Annotated in this window: 16 protein-coding genes; 13 read left to right on the top strand and 3 right to left on the bottom strand. The window is 63.6% G+C overall.

The window, feature by feature from the left end; translation table 11 throughout:
- The first annotated feature begins 34 nt into the window (after positions 1–34).
- The 5 genes from AC1DYJ_RS27250 to AC1DYJ_RS27230 all read left to right on the top strand — a co-directional run bounded on the left by AC1DYJ_RS27250 (position 35) and on the right by AC1DYJ_RS27230 (position 4,471).
- On the top strand, positions 35–358 hold the full coding sequence (locus tag AC1DYJ_RS27250) for a phosphoribosyl-ATP diphosphatase (RefSeq protein ID WP_477282793.1): 324 nt from the start codon (positions 35–37) through the stop codon (positions 356–358).
- Positions 359–381: 23 nt separating this feature from the next.
- Entirely contained in the window at positions 382–1,341 is a 960-nt protein-coding gene (coaA, locus tag AC1DYJ_RS27245; RefSeq protein ID WP_477282791.1) for a type I pantothenate kinase, read from the top strand.
- 72 nt (positions 1,342–1,413) lie between these two features.
- Positions 1,414–2,451, top strand: a complete 1,038-nt coding sequence (locus AC1DYJ_RS27240; RefSeq protein ID WP_477282789.1) for a glycosyltransferase family 2 protein — start codon at positions 1,414–1,416, stop codon at positions 2,449–2,451.
- A 50-nt stretch (positions 2,452–2,501) separates the two neighbouring features.
- Positions 2,502–2,897, top strand: coding sequence for a GtrA family protein (locus AC1DYJ_RS27235; RefSeq protein WP_477282787.1), 396 nt, complete (start codon positions 2,502–2,504; stop codon positions 2,895–2,897).
- A gap of 38 nt (positions 2,898–2,935) precedes the next feature.
- Complete coding sequence (locus AC1DYJ_RS27230; protein WP_477426312.1) at positions 2,936–4,471, top strand: hypothetical protein; 1,536 nt, start codon at positions 2,936–2,938, stop codon at positions 4,469–4,471.
- Positions 4,472–4,516: 45 nt separating this feature from the next.
- On the opposite strand, the gene AC1DYJ_RS27225 is transcribed toward AC1DYJ_RS27230, so the two are convergent.
- The 3 genes from AC1DYJ_RS27225 to AC1DYJ_RS27215 all read right to left on the bottom strand — a co-directional run bounded on the left by AC1DYJ_RS27225 (position 4,517) and on the right by AC1DYJ_RS27215 (position 7,447).
- Positions 4,517–5,134: an alpha-ketoglutarate-dependent dioxygenase AlkB family protein gene (locus AC1DYJ_RS27225; protein WP_477282783.1), complete on the bottom strand. Its 618-nt coding sequence runs from the start codon at positions 5,132–5,134 to the stop codon at positions 4,517–4,519.
- Positions 5,135–5,315: 181 nt separating this feature from the next.
- Positions 5,316–5,750 carry an alternative ribosome rescue aminoacyl-tRNA hydrolase ArfB gene (arfB, locus tag AC1DYJ_RS27220; protein WP_477426310.1) on the bottom strand — a complete coding sequence of 145 codons (435 nt, stop codon included), beginning with the start codon at positions 5,748–5,750 and terminating at the stop codon, positions 5,316–5,318.
- A gap of 86 nt (positions 5,751–5,836) precedes the next feature.
- A complete protein-coding gene (locus AC1DYJ_RS27215; RefSeq protein ID WP_477282779.1) occupies positions 5,837–7,447 on the bottom strand; it encodes a phosphoenolpyruvate carboxykinase in 1,611 nt (536 codons plus the stop codon).
- Between the two features lie 347 nt (positions 7,448–7,794).
- On the opposite strand from AC1DYJ_RS27215, the gene AC1DYJ_RS27210 reads away from it, so the two are divergent.
- The 8 genes from AC1DYJ_RS27210 (at position 7,795) to tsaE (ending at position 17,563) form a co-directional block, all read left to right on the top strand.
- On the top strand, positions 7,795–8,496 hold the full coding sequence (locus tag AC1DYJ_RS27210) for a response regulator transcription factor (RefSeq protein ID WP_010912942.1): 702 nt from the start codon (positions 7,795–7,797) through the stop codon (positions 8,494–8,496).
- A gap of 24 nt (positions 8,497–8,520) precedes the next feature.
- Positions 8,521–10,305, top strand: coding sequence for a stimulus-sensing domain-containing protein (locus AC1DYJ_RS27205; protein WP_477282777.1), 1,785 nt, complete (start codon positions 8,521–8,523; stop codon positions 10,303–10,305).
- Between the two features lie 12 nt (positions 10,306–10,317).
- Positions 10,318–10,779 (top strand): HPr kinase/phosphorylase, encoded by a 462-nt coding sequence (locus tag AC1DYJ_RS27200; protein ID WP_477282775.1) that lies wholly within the window; start codon positions 10,318–10,320, stop codon positions 10,777–10,779.
- Positions 10,780–10,943: 164 nt separating this feature from the next.
- Entirely contained in the window at positions 10,944–11,345 is a 402-nt protein-coding gene (locus AC1DYJ_RS27195; RefSeq protein WP_142868692.1) for a PTS sugar transporter subunit IIA, read from the top strand.
- Positions 11,342–11,632 (top strand): HPr family phosphocarrier protein, encoded by a 291-nt coding sequence (locus AC1DYJ_RS27190; protein WP_477282773.1) that lies wholly within the window; start codon positions 11,342–11,344, stop codon positions 11,630–11,632. Before AC1DYJ_RS27195 ends, AC1DYJ_RS27190 begins: the two co-directional genes overlap by 4 nt.
- Before the next feature lie 158 nt (positions 11,633–11,790).
- The gene (gene ahcY / locus AC1DYJ_RS27185) at positions 11,791–13,191 is read left to right on the top strand and encodes an adenosylhomocysteinase (RefSeq protein WP_477282771.1); all 1,401 of its coding nucleotides are present in this window, start codon (positions 11,791–11,793) and stop codon (positions 13,189–13,191) included.
- A 287-nt stretch (positions 13,192–13,478) separates the two neighbouring features.
- Positions 13,479–16,043, top strand: coding sequence for a sensor histidine kinase (locus AC1DYJ_RS27180; protein WP_477282769.1), 2,565 nt, complete (start codon positions 13,479–13,481; stop codon positions 16,041–16,043).
- Between the two features lie 8 nt (positions 16,044–16,051).
- Complete coding sequence (tsaE, locus tag AC1DYJ_RS27175) at positions 16,052–17,563, top strand: tRNA (adenosine(37)-N6)-threonylcarbamoyltransferase complex ATPase subunit type 1 TsaE (RefSeq protein WP_477282767.1); 1,512 nt, start codon at positions 16,052–16,054, stop codon at positions 17,561–17,563.
- The last annotated feature ends 3 nt before the right edge of the window (positions 17,564–17,566 follow it).

Genomic DNA, 17,566 nt, shown 5'->3' with positions numbered 1-17,566 from the left:
GCGTTTCCGGCTAAGAAAGGCTTGCTACCGCGCCATGGCTGAATTCTCGCTCTCCGAGCTGGAGACAATCATCGCCGAACGTGCCCAGTCCGGCGATCCGGACTCGTGGACGGCAAAACTGTTCGCCAAGGGCATGGACAAGGCGTCGCAGAAGCTCGGCGAAGAGGCGGTCGAGACCGTCATTGCCGCCGTCAAAGGCGACAAGAAAGCCCTCGTTTCCGAAAGTGCCGATCTTATATATCATTGGCTTGTGGTTCTCGGCATCGCCGGGGTGCCGCTGGACGACGTACTGAGGGAGCTCGAGGGCCGCACAGGCCGTTCGGGCGTCGCCGAAAAGGCTTCGCGGTCGAAGGGTTGACCGTCAGGAGGGCAGGAAACTCGATGGACCAGCTCGCTCCGACCGAGAAATATTCCCCCTATCGTTTCTTCTCGGCCGAGCAATGGTCGAACTTCCGTGCCGACACGCCGATGACGCTGAGCGAAGACGAGATCAACCGTCTGCGCTCGCTCAACGATCCGGTAGACCTCGAAGAGGTCAAGCGCATCTATCTGTCGCTGTCGCGCCTGCTGTCAGCGCATGTCGAGGCCAGCCAGCTGCTGTTTCGGCAGCGCCAAGCCTTCTTCAATGCATTGGATGTGGTCAAGACACCTTTCATCATCGGCATTGCCGGTTCGGTCGCGGTCGGCAAGTCGACCACGGCGCGCGTGCTGAAGGAGCTGTTGGCGCGCTGGCCGTCGAGCCCGAAGGTCGACCTCATCACCACTGACGGTTTCCTGCTCCCCAATAAGGTGTTGCGGCGCGACAATCTGATGGAGCGCAAGGGTTTTCCTGACAGCTATGATGTCGGCGCGCTGCTCAGGTTTCTCTCAGGCATCAAGTCGGCGCAGCGCAATGTCCGCGCGCCGGTCTATTCGCATTTGACCTATGACGTCATTCCGGGCGAGTTCGTCACCATCGACCGGCCGGACATATTGATCTTCGAAGGCATCAATGTGCTGCAGCCGGGAAAACTGCCCAAGGACGGCAAGATCGTGCCCTTCCTGTCCGATTTCTTCGATTTCGCCATCTATATCGATGCCGACGAGAAGCTGATCCATCAATGGTACATCGCCCGCTTCATGCGGCTGCGCGAGACCGCCTTCCGCAATCCGGACTCCTTTTTCCATCGCTATTCGCAGCTTTCCGAAGACGCCGCGCGCGCCATTGCGGAGGGTCTGTGGGCCAACATCAATCTGAAGAATCTGCGCGAGAACATCGTGCCGACCCGGGCGCGCGCCGACCTCATCCTGCGCAAGGGCGCCAATCACCTGGTCGAGGAAGTGGCGCTCAGAAAACTGTGACGACTGGGTTAACGGCACCTTAGGCAATCCCGGCTAGTTTTTGCTGCAATTCCAGCGGGTCGGGAGCAAGCGGTGGTCAATGCGAGCGATGCCGTGGGCCGCAACGCCCCGGTCTATTCTCTGGTCATTCCGATCTTCAACGAGGAAGCGGTGCTGCCGCTGCTGGTGCGGCGCATCGGCATGCTGCTGGACAAGCTGGACGGTCGTGCCGAGGCAATTTTCGTCGACGACGGCAGCCGCGACACCAGCGTCATTTTCCTGCGCGGCATGGTGGCCGAGGATGACCGCTTCAAGCTGATCGAGCTGTCGCGCAATTTCGGCCACCAGATCGCCATTACAGCCGGCATGGATGCGGCCGCCGGCGAGGCCGTCATCGTCATGGATGCCGACCTGCAGGATCCGCCGGAGGTGGTGCTCGATCTCGTCGCCAAGTGGAAGGAAGGCTACGAGATCGTCTATGCGCGGCGCATCCGGCGTGAGGGCGAAACCTGGTTCAAGCGGGTCAGCGCCAGTATCTTCTACCGGCTGATCGAGAAGATGACCTCCGTCGACATTCCGCGCGACGTCGGCGATTTCCGGCTGATCGGACGCAAGGCGCTGGAAACCTTCAAACGCATGCCCGAGCGTGACCGCTTCGTGCGCGGCATGTTCGGCTGGATGGGTTTCAAGCAGACCGCCGTGCCGTTCGAGAGGCCTATGCGGGCGGCAGGCGAAACCAAATATCCATTCTGGAAGATGGTGCGGCTGGCCGTGCACGGCATCGTGAGCTTTTCCGACAAGCCGCTGCGGCTGGCGCTGTGGGCGGGCCTGGCCATTTCCGGCCTCGCCGCCCTGCTCGGCCTCTACGCGGTGTTTTCCTGGCTGTTTGTCAGCGGCGTCGTCCATGGCTGGACATCGACGGTGGTGATCATTTCCTTCCTGTCGGGCATCAATCTGCTGATGACCGGCGTCATCGGCCTTTATGTTGGCGGCATTCATGCCGAGGTAAAACGGCGGCCGCTTTACGTCGTCGACCGGCTGACCGGCTTCGAGGAAGCGGTCGCCGCGATGAGCAATTCCCAGGCGCCGAAAAAGACGCCGCCCGGGACGCGCGAACGCCGGTTCGGCTGACTGTGCGCCAGGCGGTCAACGATCCTTTGCCCGGCGTCTGGTCATGGGCCATGGGCCGTTCGGAGCCGGCGCGAATCCTGCGGTTTGCTGCGATCGGCGGCGTATCGACCCTGATCTACGCCGTGCTGACCCTGGCGCTTTCGGCCCGGCAAGGCTTTGGCATGCCGGCGACAATAGCCTCGATCGCCGGCTACGGCGCCGGCGCGGTGTTCTCCTATTGCGGGCATCGCTTCGTAACGTTCATGTCGGACGGCGCGGTTGGCTTCGAGATCGTGCGCTTCGCCTGTGCCACGGCGATCGGATTTCTGCTCTCGGTCGGGCTGGCCGTGATCCTTACGGACGTAGCCGGACTGCCGCCATGGGTGCCAGTGGCAATCGCTTCGGTCCTGGTTCCGGTCCTGAACTTCATCATCCTGCGCAAATTCGTCTTCGTGGCGGCCCGATGAGTACGGAGACCCGCGCTTCGCCCATTGAGAGGTCCGCCATGACTTCGGCCCAGGGCAGCGCGCGAGCGCTGCCACGGACCCTGGTCTTGTGCCTGCTGGTGCTGGCGGCGGCCGTGCCCTGGCAGATGCGTTGGGGTGTCATACCCGACACCAGCTGGGCAATCACCATGTCTGAGAAGGTGCTTGCCGGCTCGCGGCTCTATGTCGATCTCTTCGAGGTCAATCCGCCGTTCACGCCATGGCTGTTCATGCCGGCCGTGGCCCTGGCGCATGCGCTCGGCATTTCGCCGGAAGCCGTCATTCACCTCTATGCCTATGCGATCTGCCTTCTGGGTCTTGGCTTTGCCGCGCGCATCGCCAGCTTGGCCGGCTTTGCCGAGAACCGCATCCTGTTCTCGATGTTGCCGCTGTTCCTGGCACTGCTGATCATTCTTCCCGGCAATGCTTTCAGCGAGCGGGAGCATCTGGGCGTCGCCCTGTTTCTGCCGTTGCTGGTGTTGATGGCCTGGCGCGCCGCGCCGGCGGAAGGGCGCGGGCCGAGCTTGCCGATAGCGGTACTGGCCGGCCTTTGCGGCAGCGTGCTGGTGCTGGTGAAACCCTATTATGCGCTGATGGTGCTGGTTCCGGCGCTTTACGTGGCCTGGCGGCGGCGGTCGATCTGGTCGCTCTTCTGCATCGAATACTGGGTCATCGGCTTGGTCTGCGTCGCCTATCTCGTCGCCRTGCTGTACGTCTATCCAGAGTTCCTCAACACCATCTACCCGGTGCTGGCCGACACCTATATGCGGCTGCGGGTCGTGCAAGCGCTGTTGCTCCAATACGCGCCGGCCTATCTCGTCGCTCTCTACATACTGCGTCTGCTTCGGCCGGGCCTCGCCTTGTCGCCGCTGATCATGGTGTTCGTCCTGGCGTCACTGGCGGCCACCATGCCACTCGTCTATCAGGCCAAGGGCTGGCCCTATCATGCATTCCCGGCGATCAGCCTCATGGCCGGAGCGTTGCTGCTCAGAGCCGTCCAGATCGACCCCGCGCGGCAATCGCCATCGGGCACCGGCATGGGGTCGGCGCGCGTGCTTTTGCTTGCCATCACCATACTGGCCAATGCCGTTCCCTTCTGGCCCAGTCAGAAACCTGGTGCCGATTTCGTCGCCACGATAAAGGCCGCGGTGGATCATCCGACGGTCGCGCTCATAGGCTCGGACATTGCCGCGGGCCATCCGCTGACGCGAATGGTCGGCGGCAGCTGGATCTCGATCTACTGCAGCGATTGGCTTGGCGGATTCGCCAACCATTTCGCGCAGGTCGAGGCGCAAAGCGGCAACCAGGCGGCGGCCGAACACTACAGGCAGATCACCGATCACTACATCGATGACAAGCTTGCCCAACTCGAAACCACGCGGCCATCGCTGGTGATTGTGCAGAAAGCGGACACCTTGTGGTTGACCGAGCTGTCCGGCCGGCAGGATTTCGTCCGCTTCATGCAAGGCTACCGGCAGATCGCCGAGGATGACACGTTGAGGGTCCTTGTCCGCAACGATGCTAGAGCGGCGAACCGCTCTAGCTCTTTCTTTTGACGCAGTTCCGGACGGAAAACCGCTCACACTTTTCCTGGAATTGCTCTAGTCCGCCTTCGTCACCCGCCGCAGCGTCAGATTGATGCGGCCGCCATTCTTCAGCAGCGCCGAGGTTGACGGATAGATACGGTCGACGCCGTGGAAGCAGAGCCGGCCTTCGCCGCCGAGCACGACGACATCGCCGCTTTTCAGCCTGAACGATTTGGTGCCGCCGTCACGTGTCGTCTGGCCGACCCGGAACAGGCAGTCGTCGCCAAGCGAGACCGACACCACGGGCGCCGAGAAATCGGCCTCGTCGCGGTCCTGATGCAGGCCCATTTTGGCGTCCTGCGTGTAGAAATTGACAAGGCAAGCCTCCGGTGGGCGGGGATAGGCGGCGACCTCCTGCCACAATTGCATCAGCGCGTCCGGGATCGGCGGCCATGGCGCTCCGGTCAGCGGATGCATCGGCTGGTAGCGATATCCCAGTTCCTTGTCGGTGACCCAGCCCAGCGAGCCGCAATTGGTCATGCGCACGCTCATCTCCTTGCCGGTGCGCGGCATGGCCGGCACGAACAGCGGCGCCTGCTGCACAACGTCCCTGACCGCGTCGACCAGCGCTTCCTGCGCCGCGCGAGGCAGATAACCAGGCATATGGCGGACGCCTTTGGGCAGAACGAGCATGAGTGGACCCAGGTTGATCCGGGCAACAATGCCACCGCCAACCGAAAACGGCGACCCGAAAGCCGCCAACACCCTTCAACCTAGATCATGATGAGATTTGGTTGAAATCTCACCATGATATAACCCTTTGTTGAAGCATGATCTTTTCCAAAAACCGGTACCCACTTTTTGGGATCATGCTCTAGTCGTTATCCACCCGGCCGCGCAGCTTCTTGATCGTGCCGCGCCCGGCCTTGCTCTTCAGACGCCGCTCCACCGCGCCCTTCGACGGCCTGGTCTTCTTGCGCGGCGGCGGCGGCGGTTCGGCGGCCTTGGCGACCAGCGCCGTCAGCCTTGCCCTTGCATCGGCCCGGTTCTGCTCCTGGGTGCGGAAGCGCCCGGCCTCGATGACGATGACGCCGTCCTTGGTGGCGCGCTGGCCGGCCMGCTTGATCGTGCGTGCGCGCACGCGTTCCGACAGGCCGGTGGCGTTGGCCGCGTCGAAACGCAGTTGCACGGCGGTCGCCACCTTGTTGACGTTCTGGCCGCCGGGGCCGGACGAGCGGATGAAATCCTCGTGCAGGTCGCCCTGGTGGATCACGGCTTCGTCGGCAATGATGATGTCGTCGATCGGCATGCCGCAGTCATGGCGCGACGGACCGAAAAAGAAAAGGCCCGATCGGAACCGGGCCTTTTGAGGATGGGCTGAGCCGATGGCGCGATCTACTCGGCCGCTTCCTGCAGGCGCGGCGCGGCGCCGAGCACGACGGCATCGACATGGCTTTCGAATTTCTCGAAGTTGACGGCGAACATGCCGACCAGCCGCGCTGCCTGGCGGTCATAGGCAGCCTTGTCGGCCCAGGTCGAGCGCGGATCGAGAATGGCGCTGTCGACGCCCGGCACTTCCACCGGCACCTCGAAGCCGAAATTGGCATCGGTGCGGAAGCCGGCCGCCTTCAGCGAACCGTCGAGCGCTGCCGCCAGCAGAGCGCGTGTCGCCTTGATCGGCATGCGCTTGCCGGTGCCGTAGGCGCCGCCGGTCCAGCCAGTGTTGACCAGCCAGCAATCGGCACCGTGGCGGGCGATGAGCTCGCGCAGCAGATTGCCATATTCCTTGGGGTGACGCGGCATGAACGGGGCGCCGAAGCAGGTCGAGAACGTCGCTTCCGGCTCGGTCACGCCCTTTTCGGTGCCGGCCACCTTGGCGGTGTAGCCGGAGAGGAAATGATACATCGCCTGCGCCGGGGTCAGCCGGGCGATCGGCGGCATGACGCCGAAAGCATCGGCGGTCAGCATGATGATGTTTTTCGGATGGCTGGCGCGCCCGGTCTTCGAGGCGTTGGGGATGAAGTCCAGCGGATAGGCGCAGCGCGTGTTTTCGGTCAGGCTGCCATCGTTGAAATCCGGCACGCGGTTGGCGTCGAGCACGACATTTTCCAGCACCGTGCCGAAACGCTGCGTGGTGGCGAAGATTTCCGGCTCGGCCTCGGCCGACAGTCGGATCGTCTTGGCGTAGCAGCCGCCTTCGAAATTGAAGATGCCGTGCGGCCCCCAGCCATGCTCGTCGTCGCCGATAAGCGTGCGCGACGGATCGGCCGACAGCGTCGTCTTGCCGGTGCCGGAAAGGCCGAAGAAGATCGCCGCGTCGCCGGCTGGTCCCTCATTGGCCGAACAGTGCATCGGCATGACGCCCTTGGCCGGCAACAGGTAGTTCAGCATGGTGAACACCGACTTCTTCATCTCGCCGGCATAGGAGGTGCCGCCGATCAGCACGATCTTGCGGGTCAGATCAACCGCAATCACCGTTTCGGTGCGGCTGCCATGGCGAGCCGGATCGGCGCGGAAGGACGGCAGGTCGATGATCGTCATCTCCGGCACGAAGTGCTCGAGCTCGGCCGCATCGGGGCGAATGAGCAGGTTGCGGATGAACAGCGAGTGCCAGGCGAATTCGGTGATGACGCGTGTCGGCAGCTTCAGCTCGGCATCGGCGCCGCCGACGAGATCCTGCACATAGAGATCCTTGTCCGCGGCCTGGACGAGGAAATCGGCGAACAGCGTTTCGAACTGGGCGGGCGAAATCGCCTTGTTGTTGTCCCACCAGATATGGGCCTCGGTGTCACCGTCGCGCACGACAAACTTGTCCTTGGGCGAGCGGCCGGTGTGCTGGCCGGTTTCGGCAAGCAGCGCGCCGCCGGCGGTCAGCCTGGCCTCGCCACGGCGGATCGCATCCTCGTAAAGGGCCGCCGTACCGAAATTATAATGCACCGTTCCGGTGGTCTTCAGGCCGATGCGATCGATCGCGCAGGCGGAATTGCGTTTGCCGACTTCCGACATCAAGGGTCCCTTCTTCTGGATTCGCCGCAGTTTGCCGGCGTATTTCCGGCCGGCCCGCGAGGTGGGCTGAGACGGTCAGAACCAGAAAACCCAAATGATATCAAATCATTAATCGATTTAAAAAATTTGAAAGTTGTTTAAATCGTTTATATGTGCAAAAAATCACAGTGGTTGCCCAAAGGATTGGCACACAGTGTTCGTCCAATCCGTGTAGAGGTGCGATTGCGACCGCCGGCAAGTTGTCCGCGACAGCGGATGGAGCCTGTGCCACATTTTGTACCTAATTTGTCCTGCAAAAGCCCCTTCTCTAAGACAGAAGGGACCAGCTCATGAGGGAGCCGCTTGAAATGGCAACAATCGCGCTTGTCGATGACGATCGCAACATTCTGACGTCGGTCTCGATCGCCCTCGAATCCGAGGGGTATCGTGTCGAGACCTACACGGATGGTGCGTCGGCGCTGGAAGGCCTGGCGGCGCGTCCGCCGAATCTCGCCATCCTCGACATCAAGATGCCGCGCATGGACGGCATGGAGCTGCTGCGCCGGATGCGGCAGAAGTCCGACCTGCCGGTGATCTTCCTGACCTCGAAAGACGACGAGATCGATGAGCTTTTCGGCCTCAAGATGGGCGCCGACGATTTCATCCGCAAACCGTTCTCGCAGCGCCTGCTGGTCGAGCGGGTGCGTGCCGTGCTGCGCCGTGCCAGTGCCCGCGAGGCTGCGGCAAAGGCGCCCAGCCAGCAGGCCCGTTCGCTCGAACGCGGCCAGCTGGTGATGGACCAGGAACGCCACACCTGCACCTGGAAGGGCGAGCCGGTGACGCTGACGGTTACCGAATTTCTCATCCTGCACTCGTTGGCCCAGCGCCCCGGCGTGGTAAAAAGCCGTGATGCGCTGATGGATTCGGCCTATGATGAGCAGGTCTATGTCGACGACCGCACCATCGACAGCCACATCAAGCGGCTGCGCAAGAAGTTCAAGGCCGTCGACGATGACTTCGAAATGATCGAAACGCTTTACGGAGTCGGGTACCGGTTCCGCGAAGCCTGATAACGGACCGGGAGCTGCTATTCGATGGCAGTTGACGTAGAGCGAGGCAGACGGGCGGGCGCCGGCAGGCGGCCGTCCAGGATTCTGCCCGCATTCCTGTCGAGGGTCACGGTGCCGATGCGCCGCTTCCTCGGCCATCACATCTTTTCCAGCCTGACCCGGCGCATCCTGTTCCTCAACCTGGCCGGGCTGGCCGTGCTGGTCACCGGCATCCTCTACCTCAACACCTTCCGCGACGGGCTGATCGACGCCCGCGTCGAAAGCCTGATGACGCAAGGCGAGATCATCGCCGGCGCGATCGCGGCGTCGGCGACGGTCGAAACCGATTCGATCAGCATCGACCCGGAAAAGCTGCTCGAGCTGCAGGCCGGTGAGAGCCTTGGGCCGGGCTCCGACCAGCTCGACAATCTGGATTTCCCGATCAATCCCGAGCGCGTCGCACCAGTGCTGCGGCGGCTGATTTCGCCGACGCGCACGCGCGCCCGCATCTATGACCGCGACGCCAATCTGCTGCTCGATTCGCGCCATCTCTATTCGCGCGGCCAGATCCTGCGCTACGACCTGCCACCGGTTGAGGACGAGCAGCCGGACATGCTGGAGCGGGTGCAGAAATTCGTCTTCGACTTCTTCCGCAACAAAGACCTGCCGGTCTATCACGAGCAGCCCGGCGGCAACGGTGCTGCTTTCCCCGAAGTGGTCAAGGCGCTGACCGGCAGCCCGTCGACGATCGTGCGGGTGAGCGAACAGGGCGAGCAGATCGTCTCGGTCGCGGTGCCGATCCAGCGCTTCCGCGCCGTTCTCGGCGTGCTGATGCTGTCGACCGAAGGCGGCGACATCGACAAGATCGTCGCTGCCGAGCGCAAGGCGATTTTGCGCGTGTTCGGCATCGCGGCACTTGTCACTGCCATCCTGTCGATGCTCTTGGCGTCCACCATCGCCAATCCGCTGCGCCGGTTGTCGGCGGCGGCGGTGCGGGTGCGGCGCGGCGTCAAGAGCCGCGAGGAGATCCCCGACTTTTCCGACCGCCAGGACGAGATCGGCAATCTGTCGATCGCGGTGCGCGACATGACCAACGCGCTCTATGCCCGCATCGAGGCGATCGAAAGCTTTGCCGCCGACGTCTCGCACGAGCTGAAGAACCCGCTGACCTCGCTACGCAGCGCGGTGGAGACGCTGCCGCTGGCCAAGAACGACAATTCACGCGGCCGGCTGATGGAGATCATCCAGCACGATGTCCGGCGGCTCGACCGGCTGATCACCGACATTTCCGATGCCTCGCGCCTCGACGCCGAGCTGGCGCGCGAAGACGCCGCAATCGTCGATTTGAAGAAATTCATCACCGATCTCGTCGCCGTGTCGCGCGAGGCGACGCGCAACAAGAAGGCCGTCGAGATCGAGTTCAAGGCTGCCAAGCTGCCGCAAGGCGTCAAAGGCTATTTCGTCACCGGCCATGATCTGAGGATCGGCCAGGTCATCACCAACCTGATCGAGAATGCCCGCTCCTTCGTGCCGGAAGACCACGGCCATATCGCCATTTCGCTGGCGCGCTCGGGCAAGGTCAACATCGTCACCGTCGACGATAACGGCCCCGGCATCCGCGCCGACGCCATCGACCGCATCTTCGAGCGCTTCTACACCGACCGCCCGGCCGGCGAGGCGTTCGGCCAGAATTCCGGGCTTGGCCTGTCGATCAGCAGGCAGATCGTCGAAGCCCATGGCGGCACGCTGACAGCCGAGAATATCCCCGGCACCAAGCCCGGCGACATCAAGGGCGCGCGCTTCGTCGTCACGCTGCCGGCCGAAGGCTGATCGCCGCCACGCATGCCTGATCCTGCAGCAAAACCCGAAAACATCCACGCCACCGCGATCCTGATCGGCGAACGCGGTGTGCTCATCACCGGACCGTCCGGCGCCGGCAAGACGACGCTGGCGCTGGTGCTCATCGACCATTGCCGGGCGCGCGGGCTGTTTTCACGGCTGATCGGGGACGACAGGCTGCTTGCGGTCGCTCGCGCCGGGCGGCTGATCTGCCGCGTGCCGGCCACCATTGCCGGCCTCGCGGAAGTGCCGGGATTCATGCCACGGCCGCTGTCGTTCGAGCCAGGCGGGGTGATCGACCTCCATATCCGGTTGGTGCCGAAACATCAGAGGGACCGCTTTCAGGAAGACTTCAGCGAGCCGATCGCGGGCTGTCCGGTGCCGCGGATCGATCTCATCGAGCGCAACGTTGCGACAGCTTTGCCGGCCGTAATGGCGCGGCTGGCGATTGCGCCTTTCGTATGATCCGTCCCCGGTTTTTTGCTGCAATGCGTCAAAATGGCTATGGCCGGCGCAATTTTGGGCTTGTCAACGCGCCGCGCGTCGACAAGATAGCGCTCCCGCCGCCTGGGATGGCCGGCGAGCATAAAAAGCGCCTGTGAAGCGGCGATGACGGGAGCCACCATAGAATGATCGGACTCGTGCTTGTAACGCACGGTCAACTGGCCGCCGAGTTCCGCCATGCCGTGGAACATGTCGTGGGGCCACAAGACAATTTCGAAACCGTGGCGATCGGCGCCGATGACGATATGGAGCAGCGCAGGCGCGATATCGTCGATGCCGTCGGCCGCGTCGACACCGGGACCGGCGTCATCGTTCTGACCGACATGTTCGGCGGCACGCCCTCCAACCTCGCCATTTCGGTGATGGAATCCGGCCGCACCGAGGTCATCGCCGGCATGAACCTGCCAATGCTGATCAAGCTGTCGTCGATCCGCAAGGGCGACAACATGGCGGCGGCGCTGGACGAGGCACAGGCCGCGGGACGCAAATACATCAACGTCGCCAGCCAGCTCCTGAGCAGCAAATGAACGCGCTGTTGCCGGGTGAGATCGTGCGCGAGTTCCCGATCGTCAACCAGCGCGGCCTGCATGCGCGCGCCTCGGCCAAGTTCGTCCAGGTCGCCAGCGGCTTCGACGCCACCGTCCATGTCGAAAAGGACGGCCTCAAGGTCGGCGGCACCTCGATCATGGGCCTGATGATGCTGGCGGCGAGCCCCGGCTATTCGATCCGCGTCACCGCCAGCGGCGCTGACGCCGTCGCGGTGATGGACGCGCTGGAGCAGCTGGTCGCCTCGCGCTTCGGCGAAGAGTGCTGAACGCCGCGCCCGCCTAAAAACACATACGCGCATAAAGATTTCTTTATATCCCATTGTCGTCTTGGCGGCGATCTGCTAGTCAGACCGGCATTCCGCGCCCTTCGACGCGCCGTGCGGCGCAGGCGCATTTTTGAGACAAATCACACCGGAGCACTGCCATGACAGGTAGCAAGGACTATGTGGTCGCCGATATTTCGCTTGCCGGCTGGGGCCGCAAGGAACTCGATATCGCCGAAACCGAAATGCCGGGCCTGATGGCCTGCCGCGAGGAATTCGGCGACAAGAAGCCGCTGAAGGGCGCGCGCATCACCGGCTCGCTGCACATGACCATTCAGACGGCGGTGCTGATCGAGACGCTGAAGGCGCTCGGCGCCGAGATCCGCTGGGCTTCGTGCAACATCTTCTCGACGCAGGACCATGCCGCGGCGGCGATCGCCGAAGCCGGCATCCCGGTTTTCGCGGTTAAGGGCGAGTCGCTCGAGGAGTACTGGGACTACACCGACAAGATCTTCCAGTGGGCCGATGGCGGCCTCTCCAACATGATCCTCGACGATGGCGGCGACGCCACCATGTACATTCTGGTCGGCGCCCGCGCCGAAGCCGGCGAGGACGTGCTGTCCAACCCGCAGAGCGAGGAAGAGGAATACTTCGTCGCCCAGATCAAGAAGCGCCTCAAGGCTTCGCCCGGCTTCTTCACCAAGCAGAAGGAAGCCATCCGCGGCGTCACCGAAGAAACGACGACCGGCGTCAACCGGCTCTACCAGCTGCAGAAGAAGGGCCTGCTGCCCTTCCCGGCGATCAACGTCAACGACTCGGTCACCAAGTCGAAGTTCGACAACAAGTATGGCTGCAAGGAATCGCTGGTCGACGGCATCCGCCGCGGCACCGACACGATGATGGCCGGCAAGGTCGCGGTCGTCTGCGGCTATGGCGACGTCGGCAAGGGTTCGTCGGCCTCGCTCAAGGGCGCCGGCGCCCGCGTCAAGGTCACCGAAGTCGATCCGATCTGCGCGCTGCAGGCGGCGATGGACGGCTTTGAGGTCGTCACGCTGGAAGATGCGGCACCGACCGCCGACATCGTCATCACCACGACCGGCAACAAGGATGTCGTCACCCTCGACCACATGCGCTCGATGAAGGACATGGTGATCGTCGGCAATATCGGCCACTTCGACAATGAGATCCAGGTAGCGTCGCTGCGCAATCTGAAGTGGACCAACGTCAAGCCTCAGGTCGACATGATCACCTTCCCGGACGGCAAGCGGATGATCCTTCTGTCGGAGGGACGCCTGCTCAACCTCGGCAACGCCACCGGCCATCCGAGCTTCGTGATGTCGGCCTCGTTCACCAACCAGGTGCTGGCGCAGATCGAGCTCTACTCGAAGCCCGGTCAGTACCAGAACCAGGTCTATGTGCTGCCCAAGCATCTCGACGAGAAGGTGGCGCGCCTGCATCTCGACAAGCTTGGCGCCCGCCTGACCGAACTGTCCGGCGAACAGGCCGCCTATATCGGCGTGACCCCGCAGGGTCCGTTCAAGCCGGAACACTACCGCTATTAAGCATAGCGCAAAATACCACTAGATATTGAAGCCGGGCGATTGACATTTCGCCCGGCTCTTTTTTGCGCTGAATGATTCTTCACGCCGATTCCAGCACGCGCTATTGTGGTGATTCGCGGGCCGGGGACGAGGGCCGGCTCACGTACAGAGAGCATGATCCCGAAAAGCGGGAACCGGTTTTCGGAAAAGATCATGCTCTTCAAAGAAGAGTTGGGTCGGGAGGGCGTTCTACCAACGTCATCCTGATCCGGGCGGTCTTGCATTCAGGCGGCGAAGAGGACCAAGACATGCCGGGGGAAAACCCGCCTCGCGCGGGATGGGCCGTTTCCGGCGGCCACGACGATTCCGATATCACCGGCTCCGCCACGACAGGCGGGGGCCTGAAGAAGCGCGTCGGCGCCCGCGTCGCAGGTTTTTTCGCCACGTCCGCTCTTGTCGGTCCGCTCACTTCGTTTGCCGCGCATGCCGAGCCATCCATGGCGCAGAAGGCCGGGCTGTCGGTCAGTGCGGTGGAGGTCATCCAGCTCGCCATGTTCGTCGGCGTCATGGGCGCCGCTCTGGTCTCGGCCATCTTCCTGATCCGCGAAAGAGCACGCACCTCGGCGCAGAATGTCGAGCTCCGAGCCCGCATCGCCGACGTCAACGCGGCGCTGCAACGATCCGAAGCGCTGCTCAATCTGCGCGACCAGCGCATCATCGTCTGGGCTTCGGAGAACAAGAAGCCCGAGCTTATCGGAACCTTGCCGCTCGAAAGCGGCGCGCCGGACGACCGCGCGGCGTTCCTGGCCTTCGGCCGCTGGCTGATGCCGCGCTCGGCCGCCGCGCTCGAAAATGCGGTGGCTGGCCTGCGCGAGAAGGCCAAGCCCTTCGACCTCGTCATCGAATCGCAGGCCGGGGCGCCGCTCGAAGTGCATGGCCGCAAGAGCGCTGCCCATGTGCTGGTGCGCTTCGTCTCGCTTTCGGAAACGCAGCGCAGCCAGGCCAGGCTGAAGATCGAGAACCAGCGACTGGCCGCCGATTACGACACCATGATCGGCCTGCTTGACGCCTTGCCGATGCCGGCATGGCTGCGCGCCACCGATGGGCGGCTGAAATGGGTCAACCGCGCCTATGCCGGAGCGGTCGAGGCGCCGAGCGCCGAAACCGCTGTGCGCGAAGCCAAGGAATTCCTCGGCGGCCAGGCGCGCGAACAGATCGCCGAACAACACAAGTCGCGGCCGGTGTTCGAACAGACGCTGTCGACGGTGATCGAGGGCGACCGCCGCGTCTTCGCCGTCACCGACTTCGCCGGCCCCGACGGTTCGGCGGGCCTTGCCTCCGACACCAGCGCCACCGAAACCATCCGCGGCGAATATGAGCGCACCGTGCGCAGCCATGCCGACACGCTCGACCAGCTCAACACGGCGGTGGCGATCTTCGATACCGACGAGAAGCTGCGCTTCTTCAACCAGGCATTCCAGAAACTGTGGGGGCTGGACGCTGGCTTCCTGCACAGCGCGCCCGACAATGCGCTGCTGCTCGACCGGCTGCGCAGCGAAGGCAAGATCGCCGAACAGCCGGAATGGCGGCGCTGGAAGGAAGGCCTGCTTACCGCCTACCGCGCCGTGGAATCGCAGGAACACTGGTGGCATCTGCCCGACGGCAAGACCATCCGCGTGGTCGCCAACCCGCAGCCCAAGGGCGGCGTCACCTGGGTGTTCGAGAACCTGACCGAGAAGATGGACCTGGAGAGCCGCTACCAGACGGCGGTGCGGGTCCAGGGAGAGACGCTCGACAATCTGGCCGAGGGCGTTGCGGTGTTCGGCCCCGACGGGCGGCTGCGCCTGTCCAACCCGGCCTTCGTCGCCTTGTGGGGGCTGGACGAGGGCGTCATCAAGCCCAACGTCCATGTTCAGGCGATCCGCGATCTCAGTGACCAGCGCGCCGTCGACAGCCCATGGGGCGGCTTCGTCGCCGCCATCACCGGTTTCGATGACGAGCGCCGCGAGCGCCACGGCCAGACCGAGCTGAAGAACGGCACCGTGCTCAGCTACGCCGTCATCCCGCTGCCCAACGGCCAGGTGATGATGACCTTTGTCGACGTCACCGACAGCGTCAATGTCGAGCGCGCGCTGAAGGACAAGAACGAGGCGCTGCAGAAATCCGACCAGTTGAAGAACGAGTTCGTGCAGCACGTTTCCTACGAGCTGCGTTCTCCGCTGACCAACATCATCGGCTTCACCGAGCTGTTGTCGCTGCCGGCGACCGGGCCGCTCAGCCCCAAGCAGCGCGAATATGTCGAGCATGTCGGCTCGTCGTCGTCGGTGCTGCTCACCATCGTCAACGACATACTCGACCTCGCCACCGTCGACGCCGGCATCATGCAGCTCGACATCTCGGAGGTGAGCGTCGAGCGCACCATCCAGGCAGCCGCAGAACTGGTCGCCGACCGGCTGGAAGAGCATGCGATCAAGCTCAGGATAGACGCTGCGGCAGCGCCGACGAGTTTCCACGGCGACGAGACCCGGGTCCGCCAGATTCTCTACAATCTGTTGAGCAACGCCGCCAATTATGCGCCGGAGGCGAGCACGATCACGCTGGCCTGCCGGCATCTGGAGCAAGGAGTCGAATTCTCCGTCCATGATGACGGCCCCGGCATGCCGCCGGACCTGCTCGATTCGGTGTTCCGCCGCTTCGAGCCGCGCACCAATGGCGGACGCCGGCGCGGCGCAGGCTTGGGCCTGTCGATCGTCAAGAGCTTTGTCGAGCTGCATGGCGGCTCGGTGCGCATCGAGACCGGCAAGGACCAGGGCACCACCGTCATCTGCACCTTCCCCGATGCACCGTCGGGCATCCGCGCCGCAGCCGAGTAGCGCGCTCGATGGCTGTTGCTGTGCTGGAGCGTTTTCTCGCCGACGAGGCTGCGACCGCAAGGCTCGGCGAAGACCTTGCTATGGCGCTGCGGCCGGGCGACGTGCTGGCGCTCAAGGGCGATCTCGGCGCCGGCAAGTCGACGCTGGCGCGTGCTTTGATCAGGGCGCTGGCCGATGATGCCGGCCTCGACGTGCCGAGCCCGACCTTCACCTTGGTGCAAAGCTACGACACCCGCGTTCCCGTCCATCATTTCGACCTCTATCGGCTGTCTTCGGCCGGCGAGATCGATGAGCTCGGTTTCGACGAAGCCCTACTGCAAGGCGCTGCTTTGGTCGAGTGGCCGGAACGGGCGGAAGGCGCGCTGCCAAAGGCGTCGGTCTGGATCGAACTCGTCCACCAGGGCGAAGGCCGCTTGGCAAAGCTGTCGGGCGAAGGTGCCGCCTTCGACCGTGTCGCTCGCTCCCTGGCGATGCGTGATTTCCTTGAAACGGCTGGCTGGGGCTACGCGGCGCGCCGCCATTTCGTCGGCGATGCCTCGGCGCGCTCCTATGAGATCGTCTCGCTTCCCGGCCAGGCGCCACGCGTGCTGATGAACTCGCCACGGCTGGTGCTTGGACCGCCGGTGCGCGACGGCAAACCCTATGCGGTGATCGCCCACACGGCGCAGTCGGTCACCGCCTTCGTCGCCATCGACAAGGCGCTGCTGGCGCAAGGCGTCAGCGTTCCGGAAATCCATGCCGAGGATCTCGATCAGGGTTTTCTGCTGCTGGAGCATCTGGGCTCGGAAGGTTTTCTGGACGGCCAAGGCGAGCCGGTGGCGGAGCGCTATGCGGCGGCGGCCGAACTGCTGGCGATGATGCATGGCAAGGCGTGGCCGCAGCGTATGGAGGCCGTGCCAGGCGTCTTCCACAAGGTGCCACCTTTCGATCGCGATGCCATGCTGATCGAAGCCGACCTGCTGGTCGACTGGTATGTGCCGATGGTCACGGGCGCCCCGGCCAGTGAGGCCTTGCGCGCCGGCTATCACAAGGAATGGAACGCGGTTCTCGACCGGCTGGACGCCAGCGCATACACGCTGATGCTGCGCGATTTCCACTCGCCCAACATCATCTGGCGCGGCGAGCGCAGCGGTCATGATCGGCTCGGCATCGTCGATGTCCAGGACGCGCTGATCGGCCCTGCCGCCTATGACGTCGCCTCGCTCGCAATGGATGCCCGCGTCACCGTTTCGCCTGAGATCGAGCAACTGACCGTCGATGCCTATGTCGCGGCGCGCCATGCCGCCAGTGGCTTCGACGAGGCCGCTTTCCGCGAGGCCTATGCGATCATGGCGGCGCAGCGCAATTCAAAAATCCTCGGCATTTTCGTGCGGCTCGAAAAGCGCGACGGCAAGCCCTATTATCTGAGACACCTGCCGCGCATCCGCGACTATCTCAGGCGGGCGCTGGCGCATCCGGCGCTGGCCGGGCTGAAGGATTTTTATATGGCGCATGGCCTGCTCGAGGAACGCGCATCGTGACCC

It is taken from the genome of Mesorhizobium sp. P2_B11, from assembly GCF_056404855.1.
Note: the sequence above shows the minus strand (reverse complement) of the source record. Positions and strands in the feature narration are given on the sequence as shown.

What these genes read in the sequence shown, in the direction of transcription:
- AC1DYJ_RS27200 (WP_477282775.1), top strand. Translation starts at nt 10,318, where the DNA reads ATGCCTGATCCTGCAGCAAAACCCGAAAACATCCACGCCACCGCGATC.
- AC1DYJ_RS27210 (WP_010912942.1), top strand. Translation starts at nt 7,795, where the DNA reads ATGGCAACAATCGCGCTTGTCGATGACGATCGCAACATTCTGACGTCG.
- AC1DYJ_RS27215 (WP_477282779.1), bottom strand. Translation starts at nt 7,447, where the DNA reads ATGTCGGAAGTCGGCAAACGCAATTCCGCCTGCGCGATCGATCGCATC.
- tsaE (WP_477282767.1), top strand. Translation starts at nt 16,052, where the DNA reads ATGGCTGTTGCTGTGCTGGAGCGTTTTCTCGCCGACGAGGCTGCGACC.
- AC1DYJ_RS27195 (WP_142868692.1), top strand. Translation starts at nt 10,944, where the DNA reads ATGATCGGACTCGTGCTTGTAACGCACGGTCAACTGGCCGCCGAGTTC.
- AC1DYJ_RS27205 (WP_477282777.1), top strand. Translation starts at nt 8,521, where the DNA reads ATGGCAGTTGACGTAGAGCGAGGCAGACGGGCGGGCGCCGGCAGGCGG.
- ahcY (WP_477282771.1), top strand. Translation starts at nt 11,791, where the DNA reads ATGACAGGTAGCAAGGACTATGTGGTCGCCGATATTTCGCTTGCCGGC.
- AC1DYJ_RS27225 (WP_477282783.1), bottom strand. Translation starts at nt 5,134, where the DNA reads ATGCTCGTTCTGCCCAAAGGCGTCCGCCATATGCCTGGTTATCTGCCT.
- coaA (WP_477282791.1), top strand. Translation starts at nt 382, where the DNA reads ATGGACCAGCTCGCTCCGACCGAGAAATATTCCCCCTATCGTTTCTTC.
- AC1DYJ_RS27235 (WP_477282787.1), top strand. Translation starts at nt 2,502, where the DNA reads ATGGGCCGTTCGGAGCCGGCGCGAATCCTGCGGTTTGCTGCGATCGGC.
- AC1DYJ_RS27250 (WP_477282793.1), top strand. Translation starts at nt 35, where the DNA reads ATGGCTGAATTCTCGCTCTCCGAGCTGGAGACAATCATCGCCGAACGT.
- AC1DYJ_RS27180 (WP_477282769.1), top strand. Translation starts at nt 13,479, where the DNA reads ATGCCGGGGGAAAACCCGCCTCGCGCGGGATGGGCCGTTTCCGGCGGC.
- AC1DYJ_RS27190 (WP_477282773.1), top strand. Translation starts at nt 11,342, where the DNA reads ATGAACGCGCTGTTGCCGGGTGAGATCGTGCGCGAGTTCCCGATCGTC.